The 13,649-nt window shown below is 74.2% G+C and carries 10 protein-coding genes; 2 read left to right on the top strand and 8 right to left on the bottom strand.

All coding sequences use genetic code 11. The annotated features are described in order from the left end of the window. Window positions 1–29 precede the first annotated feature (29 nt). Window positions 30–2,513: a DNA gyrase/topoisomerase IV subunit A gene (locus D7193_RS01795; protein WP_120777631.1), complete on the top strand. Its 2,484-nt coding sequence runs from the start codon at window positions 30–32 to the stop codon at window positions 2,511–2,513. A 187-nt stretch (window positions 2,514–2,700) separates the two neighbouring features. On the opposite strand, the gene D7193_RS01790 is transcribed toward D7193_RS01795, so the two are convergent. From D7193_RS01790 to pseB, 8 genes are all read right to left on the bottom strand, one after another. Further along, window positions 2,701–4,044, bottom strand: a complete 1,344-nt coding sequence (locus tag D7193_RS01790; RefSeq protein WP_120777630.1) for a uracil-xanthine permease family protein — start codon at window positions 4,042–4,044, stop codon at window positions 2,701–2,703. 193 nt (window positions 4,045–4,237) lie between these two features. Continuing rightward, window positions 4,238–4,867 (bottom strand): alpha-ketoglutarate-dependent dioxygenase AlkB, encoded by a 630-nt coding sequence (locus tag D7193_RS01785; protein WP_120777629.1) that lies wholly within the window; start codon window positions 4,865–4,867, stop codon window positions 4,238–4,240. Between the two features lie 46 nt (window positions 4,868–4,913). Next, window positions 4,914–5,972 (bottom strand): PseG/SpsG family protein, encoded by a 1,059-nt coding sequence (locus D7193_RS01780; RefSeq protein WP_120777628.1) that lies wholly within the window; start codon window positions 5,970–5,972, stop codon window positions 4,914–4,916. Then, the gene (locus D7193_RS01775) at window positions 5,969–6,700 is read right to left on the bottom strand and encodes a cytidylyltransferase domain-containing protein (RefSeq protein WP_120779174.1); all 732 of its coding nucleotides are present in this window, start codon (window positions 6,698–6,700) and stop codon (window positions 5,969–5,971) included. The genes D7193_RS01780 and D7193_RS01775 overlap by 4 nt, the downstream gene beginning before the upstream one ends. Window positions 6,701–6,716: 16 nt before the next feature. Further along, window positions 6,717–8,528 carry a class I SAM-dependent methyltransferase gene (locus D7193_RS01770; protein WP_120777627.1) on the bottom strand — a complete coding sequence of 604 codons (1,812 nt, stop codon included), beginning with the start codon at window positions 8,526–8,528 and terminating at the stop codon, window positions 6,717–6,719. Continuing rightward, on the bottom strand, window positions 8,518–9,360 hold the full coding sequence (locus D7193_RS01765) for a hypothetical protein (RefSeq protein ID WP_120779173.1): 843 nt from the start codon (window positions 9,358–9,360) through the stop codon (window positions 8,518–8,520). The genes D7193_RS01770 and D7193_RS01765 overlap by 11 nt, the downstream gene beginning before the upstream one ends. 10 nt (window positions 9,361–9,370) lie before the next feature. Beyond that, window positions 9,371–10,519, bottom strand: coding sequence for a DegT/DnrJ/EryC1/StrS family aminotransferase (locus D7193_RS01760; RefSeq protein WP_120779172.1), 1,149 nt, complete (start codon window positions 10,517–10,519; stop codon window positions 9,371–9,373). A gap of 5 nt (window positions 10,520–10,524) precedes the next feature. Continuing rightward, window positions 10,525–11,508 carry a UDP-N-acetylglucosamine 4,6-dehydratase (inverting) gene (gene pseB / locus D7193_RS01755; protein ID WP_120777626.1) on the bottom strand — a complete coding sequence of 328 codons (984 nt, stop codon included), beginning with the start codon at window positions 11,506–11,508 and terminating at the stop codon, window positions 10,525–10,527. A gap of 364 nt (window positions 11,509–11,872) precedes the next feature. Between pseB and D7193_RS01750 the strand changes: the two genes are divergently transcribed. Next, entirely contained in the window at window positions 11,873–13,612 is a 1,740-nt protein-coding gene (locus D7193_RS01750) for a hypothetical protein (protein ID WP_120777625.1), read from the top strand. Window positions 13,613–13,649 lie beyond the last annotated feature (37 nt).

Genomic DNA, 13,649 nt, shown 5'->3' with positions numbered 1-13,649 from the left:
GCCGGGTCCGTCCGAGGGGAAAGCTGAGCATGGCACGCCGCAAGGAAACGAAGGTCGACCTCTCCACGTTCGACCAGGCCGGCGCGCGGGTCTTCGACAACCCGCTGGTCACCGAGGTGTCCGACTCCTACCTGGAGTACGCCTTCTCGGTCATCCACTCCCGCGCCCTGCCCGACGCCCGCGACGGGCTCAAGCCCGTGCACCGGCGCATCCTCTGGTCGATGTACGAGCAGGGGCACCGCCCCGACCGGGGGCACGTGAAGTCCGCCCGGATCGTCGGCGACGTGATGGGTAAGTACCACCCGCACGGCGACGCGGCCATCTACGACGCGATGGTGCGCCTGGCTCAGGACTTCTCGCTCAACGTCCCGCTCATCGACGGGCACGGCAACTTCGGCAGCCCGGACGACGGCCCGGCGGCGGCGCGCTACACCGAGGCGCGGATGTCCCGCGAGGCGATGCTGCTCGTGGGCGAGCTGGGCGAGGAGACCGTCGACCTCGAACCGAACTACGACGGCTCGCTGACCCAGCCCACCGTGCTGCCGGCGGCCTTCCCCAACCTGCTGGTCAACGGCGCGTCCGGCATCGCGGTGGGCATGGCCACCAACATGATCCCGCACAACCTCGGCGAGGTCGTCCAGGCGGCCCGCTGGCTGATCAATCACCCGGACGCGTCGCTCGACAAGCTCATGGAGTTCGTGCCGGGCCCCGACCTGCCCACCGGCGGCATGCTCCTCGGCCTCGACGAGGTGCGCCGCGCGTACGAGACGGGCCGGGGTGTGGTCCGCATGCGCGCCAAGGTGGAGATCGGCCCGGTGGAGGGCAGCCGCGGCCGGCAGGCGATCACCGTCGTCGAGCTGCCGTACGGCGTGGGCGCCGAGAAGGTCATCGCGGCGATCACCAACGAGGTCACGAAGACCAAGCGGCTCACCGGCATCGCCGACGTGAAGGACCTCACCGACCGCGAGAGCGGCACCCGGCTCGTCGTCGAGTGCAAGGTCGGGGTCAACCCGCAGGCGCTGCTGGCCGACCTCTACCGGCTCACCCCGCTGGAGCAGTCGTTCGGCGTCAACAACCTCGTGCTGGTCGACGGGCAGCCGCAGACGCTGGGGCTGAAGGCGCTGCTGGAGGTCTTCCTGTCCCACCGCTACGAGGTGGTGACCCGGCGCACGTCGTACCGGCGGCGCAAGCGGGAGGAGCGGCTGCACCTGGTCGACGGCCTGCTGATCGCGCTGCTCGACATCGACAAGGTGGTCCGGCTCATCCGGGGCAGCGAGGACGCGCAGTCGGCCAAGGACGCGCTGATGCGGCGGTTCAAGCTCTCCGAGATCCAGGCGACCTACATCCTGGACACGCCCCTGCGCCGGCTCACGAAGTACGACCGGTTGGAGCTGGAGGCCGAGCAGGAGAAGCTGCGCGCCGAGATCGCCGAGCTGTCGAAGATCCTCGACGACCCGAAGGTGCTCAAGAAGGTCGTCTCCGACGAGCTGGCCGCCGTGGTGAAGCAGTTCGGCGCGCCGCGCCGCACCACGCTGGTCGACGGTGACCTCAAGGAGGTGCTGGCCGCGTCCGCGCCGGCCGGCCCGCTGGAGGTGGCCGACGACCCGTGCCAGGTCATCCTGTCCGCGACCGGCCTGGTGGCGCGTACGGCCGCCGAGTCGGAGGAGACCGCCGAGGGGCGGCGCCGCAACGGCCGCGTGAAGCACGACGTCGTACGGGCGGTCGTGCACTCCACGGCCCGGGGTCGGGTGCTGCTGGTGACGAGCGCCGGCCGGGCGTTCAAGATCGACGTACTGCCACTGCCGGTGCTGCCCGAGCAGGCCGGCACGCTGTCGCTGCGCGGCGGCATGTCGGCCGCCGAGCTGGTGCCGCTGGAGCCGGGGGAGACCGTGGTGGGCCTGGCGCCGCTGGGCCCGGGCGCGGAGGGTTCGCCGGGGCTGGCGCTCGGCACCCGCCAGGGTGTCGTCAAGGTCTGCGCGCCGGAGTGGCCGGTACGCGCCGACGAGTTCGAGGTGATCGGCCTGCGTGAGGGCGACGAGGTGGTCGGGGCGACCTGGCTGACCGACGGCGCCGATGCGTTGACGTTCATCACCTCCGAGGCTCAGTTGCTGCGGTTCCCCGCCAACCTGGTGCGTCCGCAGGGCCTGCGGGGTGGCGGCATGGCCGGCATCAACCTGACGGCCGGTGCGCAGGTGGTCTTCTTCGGGGCGGTCCGCACGGGCGACCCGTCGCACGGTGAGCCGATGGTGGTCACCTCGACCGGCGCCACCGTCAAGGTGACCCCGTTCGGGGCGTACCCGGCGAAGGGGCGCGCGACCGCCGGTGTGCGGGCCCAGCGTTTCCTCAAGGGCGAGACCGACGTGGTGGTCGCCTGGGTCGGGCCGCGGCCGGTCGGCTCCACGGCGACGGGTGAGCCGGTCGAGCTGCCCGCCGCGGATCCGCGCCGGGACGGTTCCGGCTTCGCCGTGATGCTCGGCCCGACCGTGGTCGGCCACCTGATCGAACGCGACTGACCCGCAGGAACGGCGCCCCGGACCGACCGGTCCGGGGCGCCGTGCCTGTGCCGCCGCCCCCCGACCCCGGTTCCGTGCACGGTTGATCATGAAGTTATTGCGCCGACACGCCGGTCGGGAGGGCAATAACTTCATGATCAACCCGTGAGGACGGGTGCGGGGTGACGGCGGGCGCGGATGGGGTGGGTCAGAGTTCGGGTTCGGGGCCTCGACGGGACTCGGCGGTCGTGCCGCGGAGGCGGGCGACCAGGCGCATGCCGTGGTAGATCACCAGGGCGGCGGCCGTCCCGAGGGCGATGCCGTTGAAGGAGAGGTCACCGGCCGTCAGGGTGTAGTTAGCTGCGCCGACGATCACCGCGACGGCGGCGGTCATGAGGTTCACCGGGTCGTGGAAGTCCACCCGGTTCTCGATCCAGATCCGGGCGCCCAGGATGGCGATCAGCCCGTAGAGCGCGGTGGTCGCGCCGCCCAGCACGCCGGCCGGCACGGTGAGGATCAGCGCACCGAACTTCGGGCTGAGCCCGAGCAGCACCGCCGCGAACCCGGCGATCCAGTACGCGGCCGTGGAGTAGACGCGGGTCGCCGCCATCACGCCGATGTTCTCCGCGTACGTGGTGGTGCCCGAGCCGCCGCCCGTGCCCGCGAGGACGGTGGCGAGGCCGTCGCCGAGGAAGGCGCGGCCCATGTCCCGGTCGAGGTTGCGCCCCGTCATCGCGGCGACCGCCTTGACGTGCCCGGCGTTCTCGGCGATCAGCACGAGGATCACCGGAATGACCAGCACCACGGCGCGCAGGCTGAACGTCGGCGCGTGGAAGTCGGGCAGCCCGACCCACGCGGCCTCCCGCAGCCCGGTGACCGCTGCCGGGTCCAGGTCGCCGAGGAGAGCGGCCAGCAGCCAGCCGACGAGGACGCCGAGGAGGATCGACAGCCGGGCCAGGAAGCCGCGGAAGGCCACCGTCGCGAGCAGGATCGCGGCGAGGGTGACCACGGCGATCAGCGGCTGGGCCAGCACGCCGGTGCCGCTGCCGCCGCCGTCCCAGGCCACCGGCGCCAAGTTGAGCCCGATGAGCGCCACGATGGCGCCGGTGACCACGGGCGGCATCAGCGCGTCGATCCAGCGGGAGCCGGCGAGCTGCACCACCAGGCCGACCAGCGCCAGCGCCACGCCGGCCACGAGGATGCCGCCGAGCGCCGGGCCGATGTCCCCACCGGCCTTCGCGGCCAGCACCGGGGCGATGAACGCGAACGACGAGCCGAGGTACGACGGCAGCCGGTTGCCGGTGATGAGCAGGAACAGCAGCGTGCCCAGCCCGGAGAAGAAGAGCGTGGTGGCCGGCGGGAAGCCGGTGATCAGCGGCACGGTGAACGTGGCGCCGAACATCGCGACCACGTGCTGCACACCGACGCCGACGGTGCGCGGCCAGGAGAGCCGTTCGTCCGGGTGGACCACGTCGCCGGGGCGTACGGATCGTCCGTCGCCGTGCAGGGACCAGGGTGACCGCCGGGACGGTCCGGTGGAGGTCTGGGTCATGGCGCGCCCTTCGCGTCAGAGGGATGACGGGGGCGGTATCGACCCTGAGCGTGGTTTGTAGCACGGCCCCGGGGAGCGCCGGTGCCCCCGCCCCCGCGATCTTGCACTTTCCGCCCCGGCATTTCCGGCAAAAAACGCAGAACAGGGGCCCAAACTGCAAGATCGCGGAGAGAAACGAGCGGCGCGCGCGGGGTCAGGCCACGTTGATCGGGCGGAACTGGACGCTCACCCGGGGGCCTGTGGCGCGGGTTGTCTTCGGGACGGCGTGCTCCCAGGTGCGCTGGCAGGAGCCACCCATCACGATGAGGTCGCCGTGCCCGAGCGGGAAACGCAGGCTCTCGCCGCCGCCGCGCGGGCGCAGCAGCAGCGGCCGGGGCGCTCCGAAGGAGACGATCGCGACCATCGTGTCGGTGTGGGCAGACCGGCCGATCGTGTCGCCGTGCCAGGCCACGCTGTCGCGGCCCGTGCGGTAGAGGCACATGCCCGCGGTCACGAACGGCTCACCCAGCTCGGCGGCGTAGTGCCGGGTGAGCGCCTCCCGCGCCGCGGTGAGCACCGGGTGCGGCAGCTCGCGGGCGCCGTCGTACCAGCAGAGCAGCCTCGGCACGTCGACCTCGGCGTCGTACATCGTGCGGCGCTCGGCCCGCCACGGCACGTCGCGGAGCAGGACGTCGAGCACCTGGTCGGAGCCCCGCACCCAGCCGGGCAGGTGGTCGACCCAGGCGCCCCGGGTGAGCACGTGGCGGCGCGGGGACAGGGGCCCCAGCGACGGGCCGGCGTCGGTCAGGTCGAGCATCGACGGCTGGTAGGCGGCCTGCGTCATGAGCCCACCCTAGCAGCACTTTCGTACACCCGTACGACCGGTGTTTTCAGCGGGTCAGCGTGGCCGCGCGCAGTGCCTCGAACACGGCGTCCGCCACCCGGGCGCGACCCCGCCCGTCCACGGCGGCCCAGGCGCGCGCCGACAGCCCGGCGCGCCGCTCGGGCGAGGAGAGCAGGCCGTGCAGGGTCCGCGCGGCGGCCGCCCGGGCCGTCCGCCCGGCCATCCCGCCGGCCGCCAGCTCCGGCAGCTCGCCCAGCCCGGCGACCAGGCCGTGCCGCACGACCCGGTGGTACGACTCGCGCTGGTTGTCGACCACGCAGACGAGCGCGGCCGGGGCGCCCAGGCAGCAGAGTTCCCAGGTGGAGGTGCCGGCGGCGCTCACCACGAGGTCCGCCTCGGCGATCAGCGCGGGCAGCCGGTCGGTGGGCGGCACCGGGCGCAGCACCTGCCCGCGACCCGGGCTGACGTCCTCCAGCTCCGCCTCGATCTCGGGGCGGCCCACGACGACGGTCAGCTCCATCGGGTGCCCGGTCGCGAACAGCACCCGCGCCAGCACCGGCGCGGCGCCGACCGCGTCGGTGCCGCCGAAGAACGCGAGCACCCGGGGACGCCCGGCCGGCGTCGGGGGCCGGGGCGCCGGCGGCCGGGCGGCCACCACCGAGTCGCGCAGCAGGGCGTACGCGGACCCGGCGAGCAGCCGCGACGCGGGCGCGTCGATCTCGGTGCCGAAGTTCTGGTCGACGTACACGTCGGCGTCCTGGCCCCGGGTGTCGTCGTCCACGACGGCGAGCGTGACCACGCCGGCGGCACGCAGCGCGCCCGCACCGGCCGGGTCCAGCTCGTACGAGTCGAGGACCATGACGTCCAGGCGGTGCCGGCGGGCGGTCTCGACCAGCTCGGCTGGGGTCTCCGGACCGGGGTGCAGCGGGATGCCGCGCGCCGCGAGCTGTGCGGCCGCCCAGCCCACCGACTCGACGGAGCCGAACATCTCGACCTGGGCGCCACGGGCCAGGAACTCCTCGCCGAGCGCCAGCGAACGGACGAGGTGGCCGACCCCGCGCCGGGGCCCGGCGTCGCAGCGCAGGCCCACCCGGACCGTGCTCAGGACTCCTCCAGTTGCTTCTGCCGGACGTCGGCGTTGAGCGCGCGCAGCGCCGGCTGCCCGTCGAGCCAGTCGGCGAGCTTGGCCAGCGGCACGCTCACGTCGCCGAAGTGGTCCACGACGGCCCGCACCAGGTTCCAGTCCTGCTCGGTGTCGAGCGTGAGCCGCAGCCCCGAGCGGTCCGGGGTGAGGGTCACCCCGAGCACCCGGAACAGCTCCGGGTGGCTGTACGCGTACGACGTGACGTGCACCCGGTGGTGGTCGGTGGCGAGCCGGTCGAGGGTGCGCAGCGCCTCGGCCCGGATGATCTCCACGTCGAGGCCGCGCGGCAGCGTACGCGCGATGGACGTGCTCGCGTAGTCGAGCCCCGGCACCGCCCGGTAGACCGACGCCACGAGCGTGATGATCTCCGGGTCGAGCAGCGGGCAGTCGGCCGTGAAGCGCATGACCGCGTCACCGGGGTGCGCGTCCAGCGCGCCGACGAACCGGCTCAGCACGTCGTCCACCGGGCCCCGGTGGCACGGGACGCCGAGCCGCTCACACTCCACGGCCACCGCGTCGTCGACCGCGTCGGTGCTGGTCGCCACCACCAGGTCGGCGAGCTGACCGCTGTCCCGCGCGGCCCGGACGACGCGGCCGAGCACGCTGCGGCCGGCGAGCGGGCGCAGTACCTTGCCCGGCAGCCGGGACGAGCCCATCCGGGCCTGGACGATTCCCACGATCCGCATCAGCGGCACCTCCGCGCGGTCACGGCTGCTCCTTCTTCGGCGCGAGGACGTCGCGCGCACGGCGCTTGGCCGCCCGGGCGCCCCGCTTCGCCAGACGGGCCGGCGTGACGGCGAGCCGGCCGACCCGGTAACTGAGCGACCCGCTCAGCAGGTTGATGGTGGCCTCGGCCCGGCGCAGCGCCCTCTCCCGCGAGGTGAGCAGTTCGTCGGTCCACTTCTGCAGCGCGGCGAGCCGGCTCAGCTCCTCCCGCTGGCGCAGCCAGGCCTCGTGCAGCTGCTGGTAGCTGCGGGGGCCGGCCGGCGGGTCGGTCGGCTCGACGGCCCGCAGCTCGGTCGCGAGGGTCACCCGTCCCTCGGCGTCCAGCCCGCGTACCGCCGCGGTGACGGCGGCCTCGGTCTCCACGGCCGCCGAGACGGTGGCCCGGTCCAGGTCGTGCCCGGCGAGGCCGCCGAGCACCACGGTGAGGCCCGCGACGTCCAGCGTGGACGGCCACGGGTGGGCGTAGCCGCCCGTGAGCAGCGCCGCGGCGAACCGCCACAGGCCGCGGGCGAGCACGACGTCGCGGGCGATCGGCTCGGTGGCGCGCCAGCTCGCGTCGAGCAGCGCGTACCGGCCGTCGGCGACCACCAGGTTGTCGGCGCCGGCCAGCGCCGCCGCGTCGGCAAGCCGGTCGTCCGCGTCGGCCTGCCCGGCCAGCCAGTCCGCGTACCCGCGCAGCAGCCCGCGCAGCGCGTCGAGGTCGCGGCGCACGGCCGCGTCGAGGAGCAGGGTGCGCAGCAGGCGACCCGGTGGCACCGGCTGCCCGTCGAGCGCGGCCAGGTCCCGGTACGCCAGCTCCCGGCTCGCGAACGGCGCGGTCGGCGACCCGCCCCGGTCGGCGGACGCGGTGACCCGCCACCGCCAGCCCTGGGGGCCGTCGACGATCTCGACCACCTCGGCGCCGGGCGGACCGGTCTGCACCAGCGCGACCGGCAGGTCCTCCGGCGTCCCGGTGACGCCGGCCGGCGCCCGGCGGGCCAGCGCCAGCCAGCCGGGGGCCAGCGCGGCGGCCTGCCCCGCGTACAGGGCGTCGACGGCCAGCCGGGCCGGGTCCTGGAGCACGGACTCGCGCGGGTCGCGGCCGGCGCAGGCGCCGTGCAGCACGGCGTCGAGGAGCCCGGAGGTGGTGCGCCGCTCCAGGGCTCCGGCGTCGACGAGGACGGTCGCCCCCGCGTCCGGGTACGCGGCGAAACAGGCGGCCGGCTCCAGTCCCGCGGCGGCCAGGCGGTCGTCCAGCTGCGCCCGGTTCGCCGGGTGGCCGGCGTCCAGCACGCCGGAGATGGTCCAGGCGGCGTCGTCGCGGCGGGCGTACCAGGGGGTGGTGTCGACCAGCCGCCCCAGCCCCAGCGGGTTGTCCACGCGCAGCAGCAGGGCGCCGCCGGGGCGCAGCGCGCCGGCCAGCCGGGCGAGCACGCCGTCCCAGCCGAGGCGCGCGCCCTCCACCGACTCGACCGCGGCCAGGCCGGCTCCGGCGACCACCACGTCGAACAGCTCGCCGTCGGGCAGGCCGGCCGGGCCGCCCACCAGCACTCGGGCGGTGCGGTCGGCCAGCGCCACGGCGTCGGGGTAGCTGCGCAGCAGGCAGGTCACCTCGGCGTGCGCGAGCCGGTCGAGCAGCGCCGGGTCGTGCGGCCCGGCCAGCAGCACGCGGGAGCCGGGCGGCGCGATCCGGGCCGCCAGCGCGGCCAGCGGGCCACCGTCGGCCAGCCGCTTCTCCGGCAGGTCGGACCAGGTCAGCATCTCCCCGCCCGGCAGTTCGATCCGGTCGGCGGGCGCCGTCTCAGTGGTCAACTCGTCCCTCCTGGCGGTTCGCCCACCCGAGCAGCTCACGCAGCTCGGCGGGTGTGCAGCGGTGGTCGGTGCCCAACTCGGCGCGGGCGAGCGCCACGGCGGTCGGCAGGTCGACCGACTCGCCGTGCAGCTCCGGCCACTGGCGGCGTACCCGGGCGGTCCCGCCGAACGTCGGGTCCTCGTTGGCGAGCACCATCGGGTCGCCGTACACCGCCGGTTCGCACCCCGCGGCGATGCCGTAGAAGATGGCGCTGGTGAGGCGGTTCGACGCCACCCGCTTGTGCCGGCGCAGCTCGGTGAGCTGCTTGTCGAGGAAGTGCGGGTCGGTGTCCTTCCACCAGTGCCCGCGGTAGCCGTGGCAGATCACCCGGAAGCCCGCGTTCTCGTAGAGCCGCCGCACCTTGCGCATGCCGTACTCGTGCCAGTAGAGGCACACGGTCACCGGGCCGGGCTCGGTGTCCCGGATCCGGGCGATCAGCTCCTTGTGGTCGCCGCGGACGTGCTGCCCCTCCCACCCGTGGAACGGGTACCAGATGGTGCCCTCCCGCTCCGACTCCGGCGGGTCCTGCGGGCGCATGGCCAGCAGGTACACGAACGGCGCGCCGATGACCACCACGTTGCGCCGCCCCACCGACCAGGCGCGCCGGCGGGTCTGCTCCGACCAGAGCAGGCTCGGGGTCCGGTCGGCGTACGGGTGGCCGGGGGCCAGGCCGTCGCCGATGTTCCAGCCGTGCTGGACGTACCCGTTGATCCGCGGCGGGTGCCCCTCGCCCAGGCCCGCGTAGCGGGCGAGGACGTGGGCGTGCCCGTAGAAGTGGTTGGCGTGGTGCATCAGCGTCCCATCAGGCGACGGCGGACGCGGGACGTCCGCGCAGCGCCGCACCGAGCGCGTCGATGACGCGGTCCTGGTCGGCGTCGCTCAACGTCGGGTAGAGCGGCAGCGAGAGCTGCTGAGTGTAGAACGATTCGGCCACCGGACAGGACCCGCGCCGGTAACCCAGGTCCGCGAAGGCCGGGTGCCAGTGCACGGGGATGTAGTTCACCTGCACGCCGATGCCGGCCGCCCGCATCGCGTCGTAGACCTCGCGACGACGCCCGTCGAGCACCCGGATCGGGTAGAGGTGCCAGGCCGGCTCGGCCCAGGAGCGGCGGCCCGGGGTGAGCACGCCGTCCAGGCCGGCCAACGCCTCGTCGTAGCGGGCCACCAGTTCGGCCCGGCGGGCCAGGAAGGCGTCGAGCCGGCGCAGCTGGGCGCGGCCGAGCGCGCAGAGCACGTCCGGCAGCCGGTAGTTCAGCCCGAACTCGTGCACCTCCTGGTGCCAACCGCCCTCGTCCGGCCAGCGCTGCTCGGCGCGGTCGCGGACGAGCCCGATGTTGCGGAACCGCCGGGCCCGCTCGAGCAGACCCGGATCCGGTGCGGCGACCGCCCCGCCCTCGCCGGTGGTGAGGTGCTTGGTCGGGAAGAACGAGAACGTGGTGAGGTCGGCGAGCGTACCGACCGGCCGGCCGCGGTACGTCGCGCCGATCGAGTGCGCGGCGTCGGCCAGCAGCAGCGCGTCCGACCCCCGCAGCGCCGCGCGTAGCGCGTCGTAGTCCGCGGGGTGACCGGCGTAGTCCACGGCCGAGACCACCTTCGTGCGGGAGGTGGTCGCGGCGGCCGCGGCCGCCGGGTCGAGGGTGAAGGTCTCCTCCTCGACGTCGGCGAAGACGATCTTCGCGCCGAGCAGCGCCGCGCTGCTGGCCGTCGCCACGAACGTCATCGGCGGGACGATCACCTCGTCGCCCGGGCCCACGCCGGCCGCCGCGTACGCCACGTGCAGCGCTGCGGTGCCGTTCGAGACCGAGGCGCAGCCCACCCCGCCGGTCCACTTCGCCAGGTCGGCCTCGAAGCCCTCGACCTGCGGGCCGGTGGTGAGCCAGTCGGTGCGCAGCACCGCGGCGACCGCCTCGATGTCCTCCTCGGTGACCGTCTGGCGGCCGTACGGGAGCATCGCCATCACGCGGTGATGCCGAGCATGGTGCGCAGCTGCTCGACGGTGAGCCACTCGTCGTTGGTGTCCGACTGGTACGCGAAGCCGTCCGGCACCGCCTCGCAGCCGGCCGGCGGCTCGTAGCCCCACCCGGCGATGGTCGGCTGAACGATGAACCGGTCCTGGGCGCGCAGCGTCCGGCGGCTGTCGTCCGGCGCGATCATCTCCTCGTGCAGCTTCTCGCCCGGCCGGATGCCGATCTCGTGCGTGGTGGCGTCCGGGGCGACCGCCTCGACCAGGTCGAGGATCCGCATGCTGGGGATGCGGGGCACGAACAGCTCGCCGCCGCGCATCTGGTCGAACGAGTCCATGACGAACTGCACGGCCTGGTCCAGCGTGATCCAGAAACGGGTCATCCGCTTGTCGGTGATCGGCAGGCTCTTGCCCTCCGCGGCCAGCCGACGGAACAGGGGGACCACGGAGCCGCGGCTGCCCACGACGTTGCCGTAGCGCACCACGGCGAACCGGGTCGGGTGGTGGGCGGCGTAGTGGTTGGCGGAGACGAACAGCTTGTCGCCGACGAGCTTGGTGGCGCCGTACAGGTTGATCGGGCTGGACGCCTTGTCGGTGGAGAGCGCGATGACCTTCTTCACGCCCGCGTCGATCGCCGCGTCCACCACGTTCTGTGAGCCCGTGATGTTGGTGGCGATGAACTCCGACGGGTTGTACTCGGCCGTGTCCACCTGCTTGAGTGCGGCGGCGTGCACCACGTGGTCCACCCCGTGCATCGCCCGGGTCAGCCGCGTCCGGTCCCGGATGTCGCCGATGAACCAGCGCAGCCGGGGGTCGTCGCCGAGTTGCTGGCGCAGCTCGTACTGCTTGAGTTCGTCGCGGGAGAACACCACGACCCGGGCCGGGTCGGCCTCGTTGAGGATGTGCCGGAGGAAGGTCCTGCCGAAGGAACCCGTTCCGCCGGTGATCAGAATGGACGACCCATTCAACTCACTCAATGTGGTGCTCCCGTGTCCGTGGATGAACCGGCGGCCCTCGGGCGGCCGACCGGTGCGGAACGCTAACCGCGGCGGGTTAACGGGCCGACGCTCGCGGGTGAACCGGAGCCGCTGCTCCCGTGAACGGCGGACACCCGGCAGGCGAACTTCTGTCCGCCGCCCGGCGACGGGCTGACCTGGGCGATCGAGGCCGTTACAGTGACCCGCGCATGCGCGACGGGACGGCCGCCCGGCCCCGGCGCCGCCCGATCCACGCCGTCGGCACCGCACCCCGACCGGCACCCCATCCCCGCAGACCGGCCGTTGCGCCGCGTACGGACAGCGTCCGGCGCCCGGGCGCGGCCGACGACACCAGGAGGCCGCGATGGCATCCGGCACCGACGTGATGGACCGGGCCGCGGCCCCCACCCCGGACACGCCGGCCAGCGGCTCCCCCCGCCACCGCTGGCTCGTGCCGCTGCTGCTGGCCGCCGGCTGGCTGCTGGGCGTGGCCTGGCGGATGTGGCTCGCTCGCCACACGACCCTGCCGATCGCGCACACCGACGAGGACAGCTACCTCAACACGGCCCGCGCGCTGGCCGGCGGGCCGGACGGCTTCAGCAGCGAGAACGAGCTGCTGCGCCGGGTGGGCTACCCCCTGCTGATCTCCCCGGCCTTCCTCGGCGAGCACGACTTCACGACCAGCTACACGCTCGTCAAGCTGATCAACTCGCTGGTGAACGCGGCGCTGTTCCCGCTCGCGTACCTGTTCGCCCGGCGGTTGCTGCGTCTGGACACGGCGCCGGCCCTGCTGGCTGCCGCGGTCGCCGCGACGTTGCCGGCCACCGCCTTCTACGCCGACGTGGCGATGATCGACGCGGTGATGGCCCCGCTCGTGGTGGCCTGGCTGCTCGCCGTGCACCGGTGGATCGAACGGCCCGGCCCCCTCGCCGCGGCGACCGTCGGGCTCCTCGTCGGCGCGTTCCACCTGCTGCACTCCCGCGGGCTGGTGATCGTCGCGGTGCACGTGGGGCTGGTCCTCCTGCTGGTGGTCCGCCGGCGCGTCCGGCCGCGCGCGGCGCTGGCCGCGCTGCTGCCCGTCCTCGCCCTGGCCCTGGTCAACTGGGCCGTCGTCCGGCTGCTCGGCGACCGCGTGTACCTGCTGGGCTCCAACCCGGGCGGCGGCACGGTGCGGGCCGTGGCCTCCGGTCAGGGCCTGGTGCGTCTCGGCGCGGCGGTGGTGACGCAGCTCTGGTACCTCGTGGTGGTCTCCTTCGGCCTGGCCGGCGTCGCCTGGGCCACCGCCGTCCGGGAGCTGCGCCGGCCCGAGCGGGGCCCGGCGATGCGCTGGACGCTGGGCGTCGCGCTCGTGACCACGGTGGGCGTGGCGGCCGGCGCCTCGGTCATCCTCGCGGGCGTCACCGGGAAACCGTCGGACGCCATCTACGCCCGCTACGTGCAGATGCTCGTCCCGTTCTGGGTGCTGGTCGGGCTCGCCGTCGTCCTCACCGGCGGCTACCGGCTGGTGCTGCGCCGGGTCGCCGTGGCGGCGGCCCTGCTCGTCCTCGGCGCGGCTGTCGTCGCCGGCCGGCTCGCGTACGTGGCGAGCCAGGGCCACTACCTGCGCTACGGCGGGTTCAGCGCACCGGACCTGATGGCGCTGACCGGCGGTTGGCGGGAGTTCCGACCCGTGACGGCCGCACTGGTCGGCCTCGCCGGCTGCGCGCTGCTGGTCGCCGCGGCCCGGGTACCCCGGCTGCGGGTGCCCCTGCTCGTGGCGCTCGTGCTGGTGAACGTCGGCTCCCTGCAGGTGATCACCCAGCGGCTGGTGCGGCCCATGGCGGCGTCGACCGCGCCGACGCCGCCGGTGGCCGACCTGGGGATCCGCCCGGGGGAGCGGGTGTACGCCTCGACCGGCGTGTTCTACATCCTCCGGTTCAACCTGAGCCACCAGGTGACCTGGACCGACGTGCGGTGGTTCGACGACAGCCCGCCCGCCACGGCCGACGTGGTCTTCGCGCGGTGGGCGCCCGGCGCGGCGGGCGACTGGAACGGCGCGGCCCACGGCTTCGTCCGTCTCGGCGGCAATCCCCGCCAGCACTGGGCGGCCTGGCGCCGGGGCTGACGGCGCCCATTCCGCAGGCGAATGAACGGCGGGTGTC

The sequence above is a fragment of the Micromonospora costi genome (assembly GCF_003626655.1).
In the GTDB taxonomy this organism is placed as follows: domain Bacteria; phylum Actinomycetota; class Actinomycetes; order Mycobacteriales; family Micromonosporaceae; genus Micromonospora; species Micromonospora costi.
The sequence above is the reverse complement of the archived record's forward strand: the minus strand, read 5'-3'. Positions and strand labels throughout refer to the sequence as shown.

What these genes read in the sequence shown, in the direction of transcription:
- D7193_RS01795 (WP_120777631.1), top strand. Translation starts at nt 30, where the DNA reads ATGGCACGCCGCAAGGAAACGAAGGTCGACCTCTCCACGTTCGACCAG.
- D7193_RS01790 (WP_120777630.1), bottom strand. Translation starts at nt 4,044, where the DNA reads ATGACCCAGACCTCCACCGGACCGTCCCGGCGGTCACCCTGGTCCCTG.
- D7193_RS01785 (WP_120777629.1), bottom strand. Translation starts at nt 4,867, where the DNA reads ATGACGCAGGCCGCCTACCAGCCGTCGATGCTCGACCTGACCGACGCC.
- D7193_RS01765 (WP_120779173.1), bottom strand. Translation starts at nt 9,360, where the DNA reads ATGCACCACGCCAACCACTTCTACGGGCACGCCCACGTCCTCGCCCGC.
- D7193_RS01760 (WP_120779172.1), bottom strand. Translation starts at nt 10,519, where the DNA reads ATGCTCCCGTACGGCCGCCAGACGGTCACCGAGGAGGACATCGAGGCG.
- D7193_RS01750 (WP_120777625.1), top strand. Translation starts at nt 11,873, where the DNA reads ATGGCATCCGGCACCGACGTGATGGACCGGGCCGCGGCCCCCACCCCG.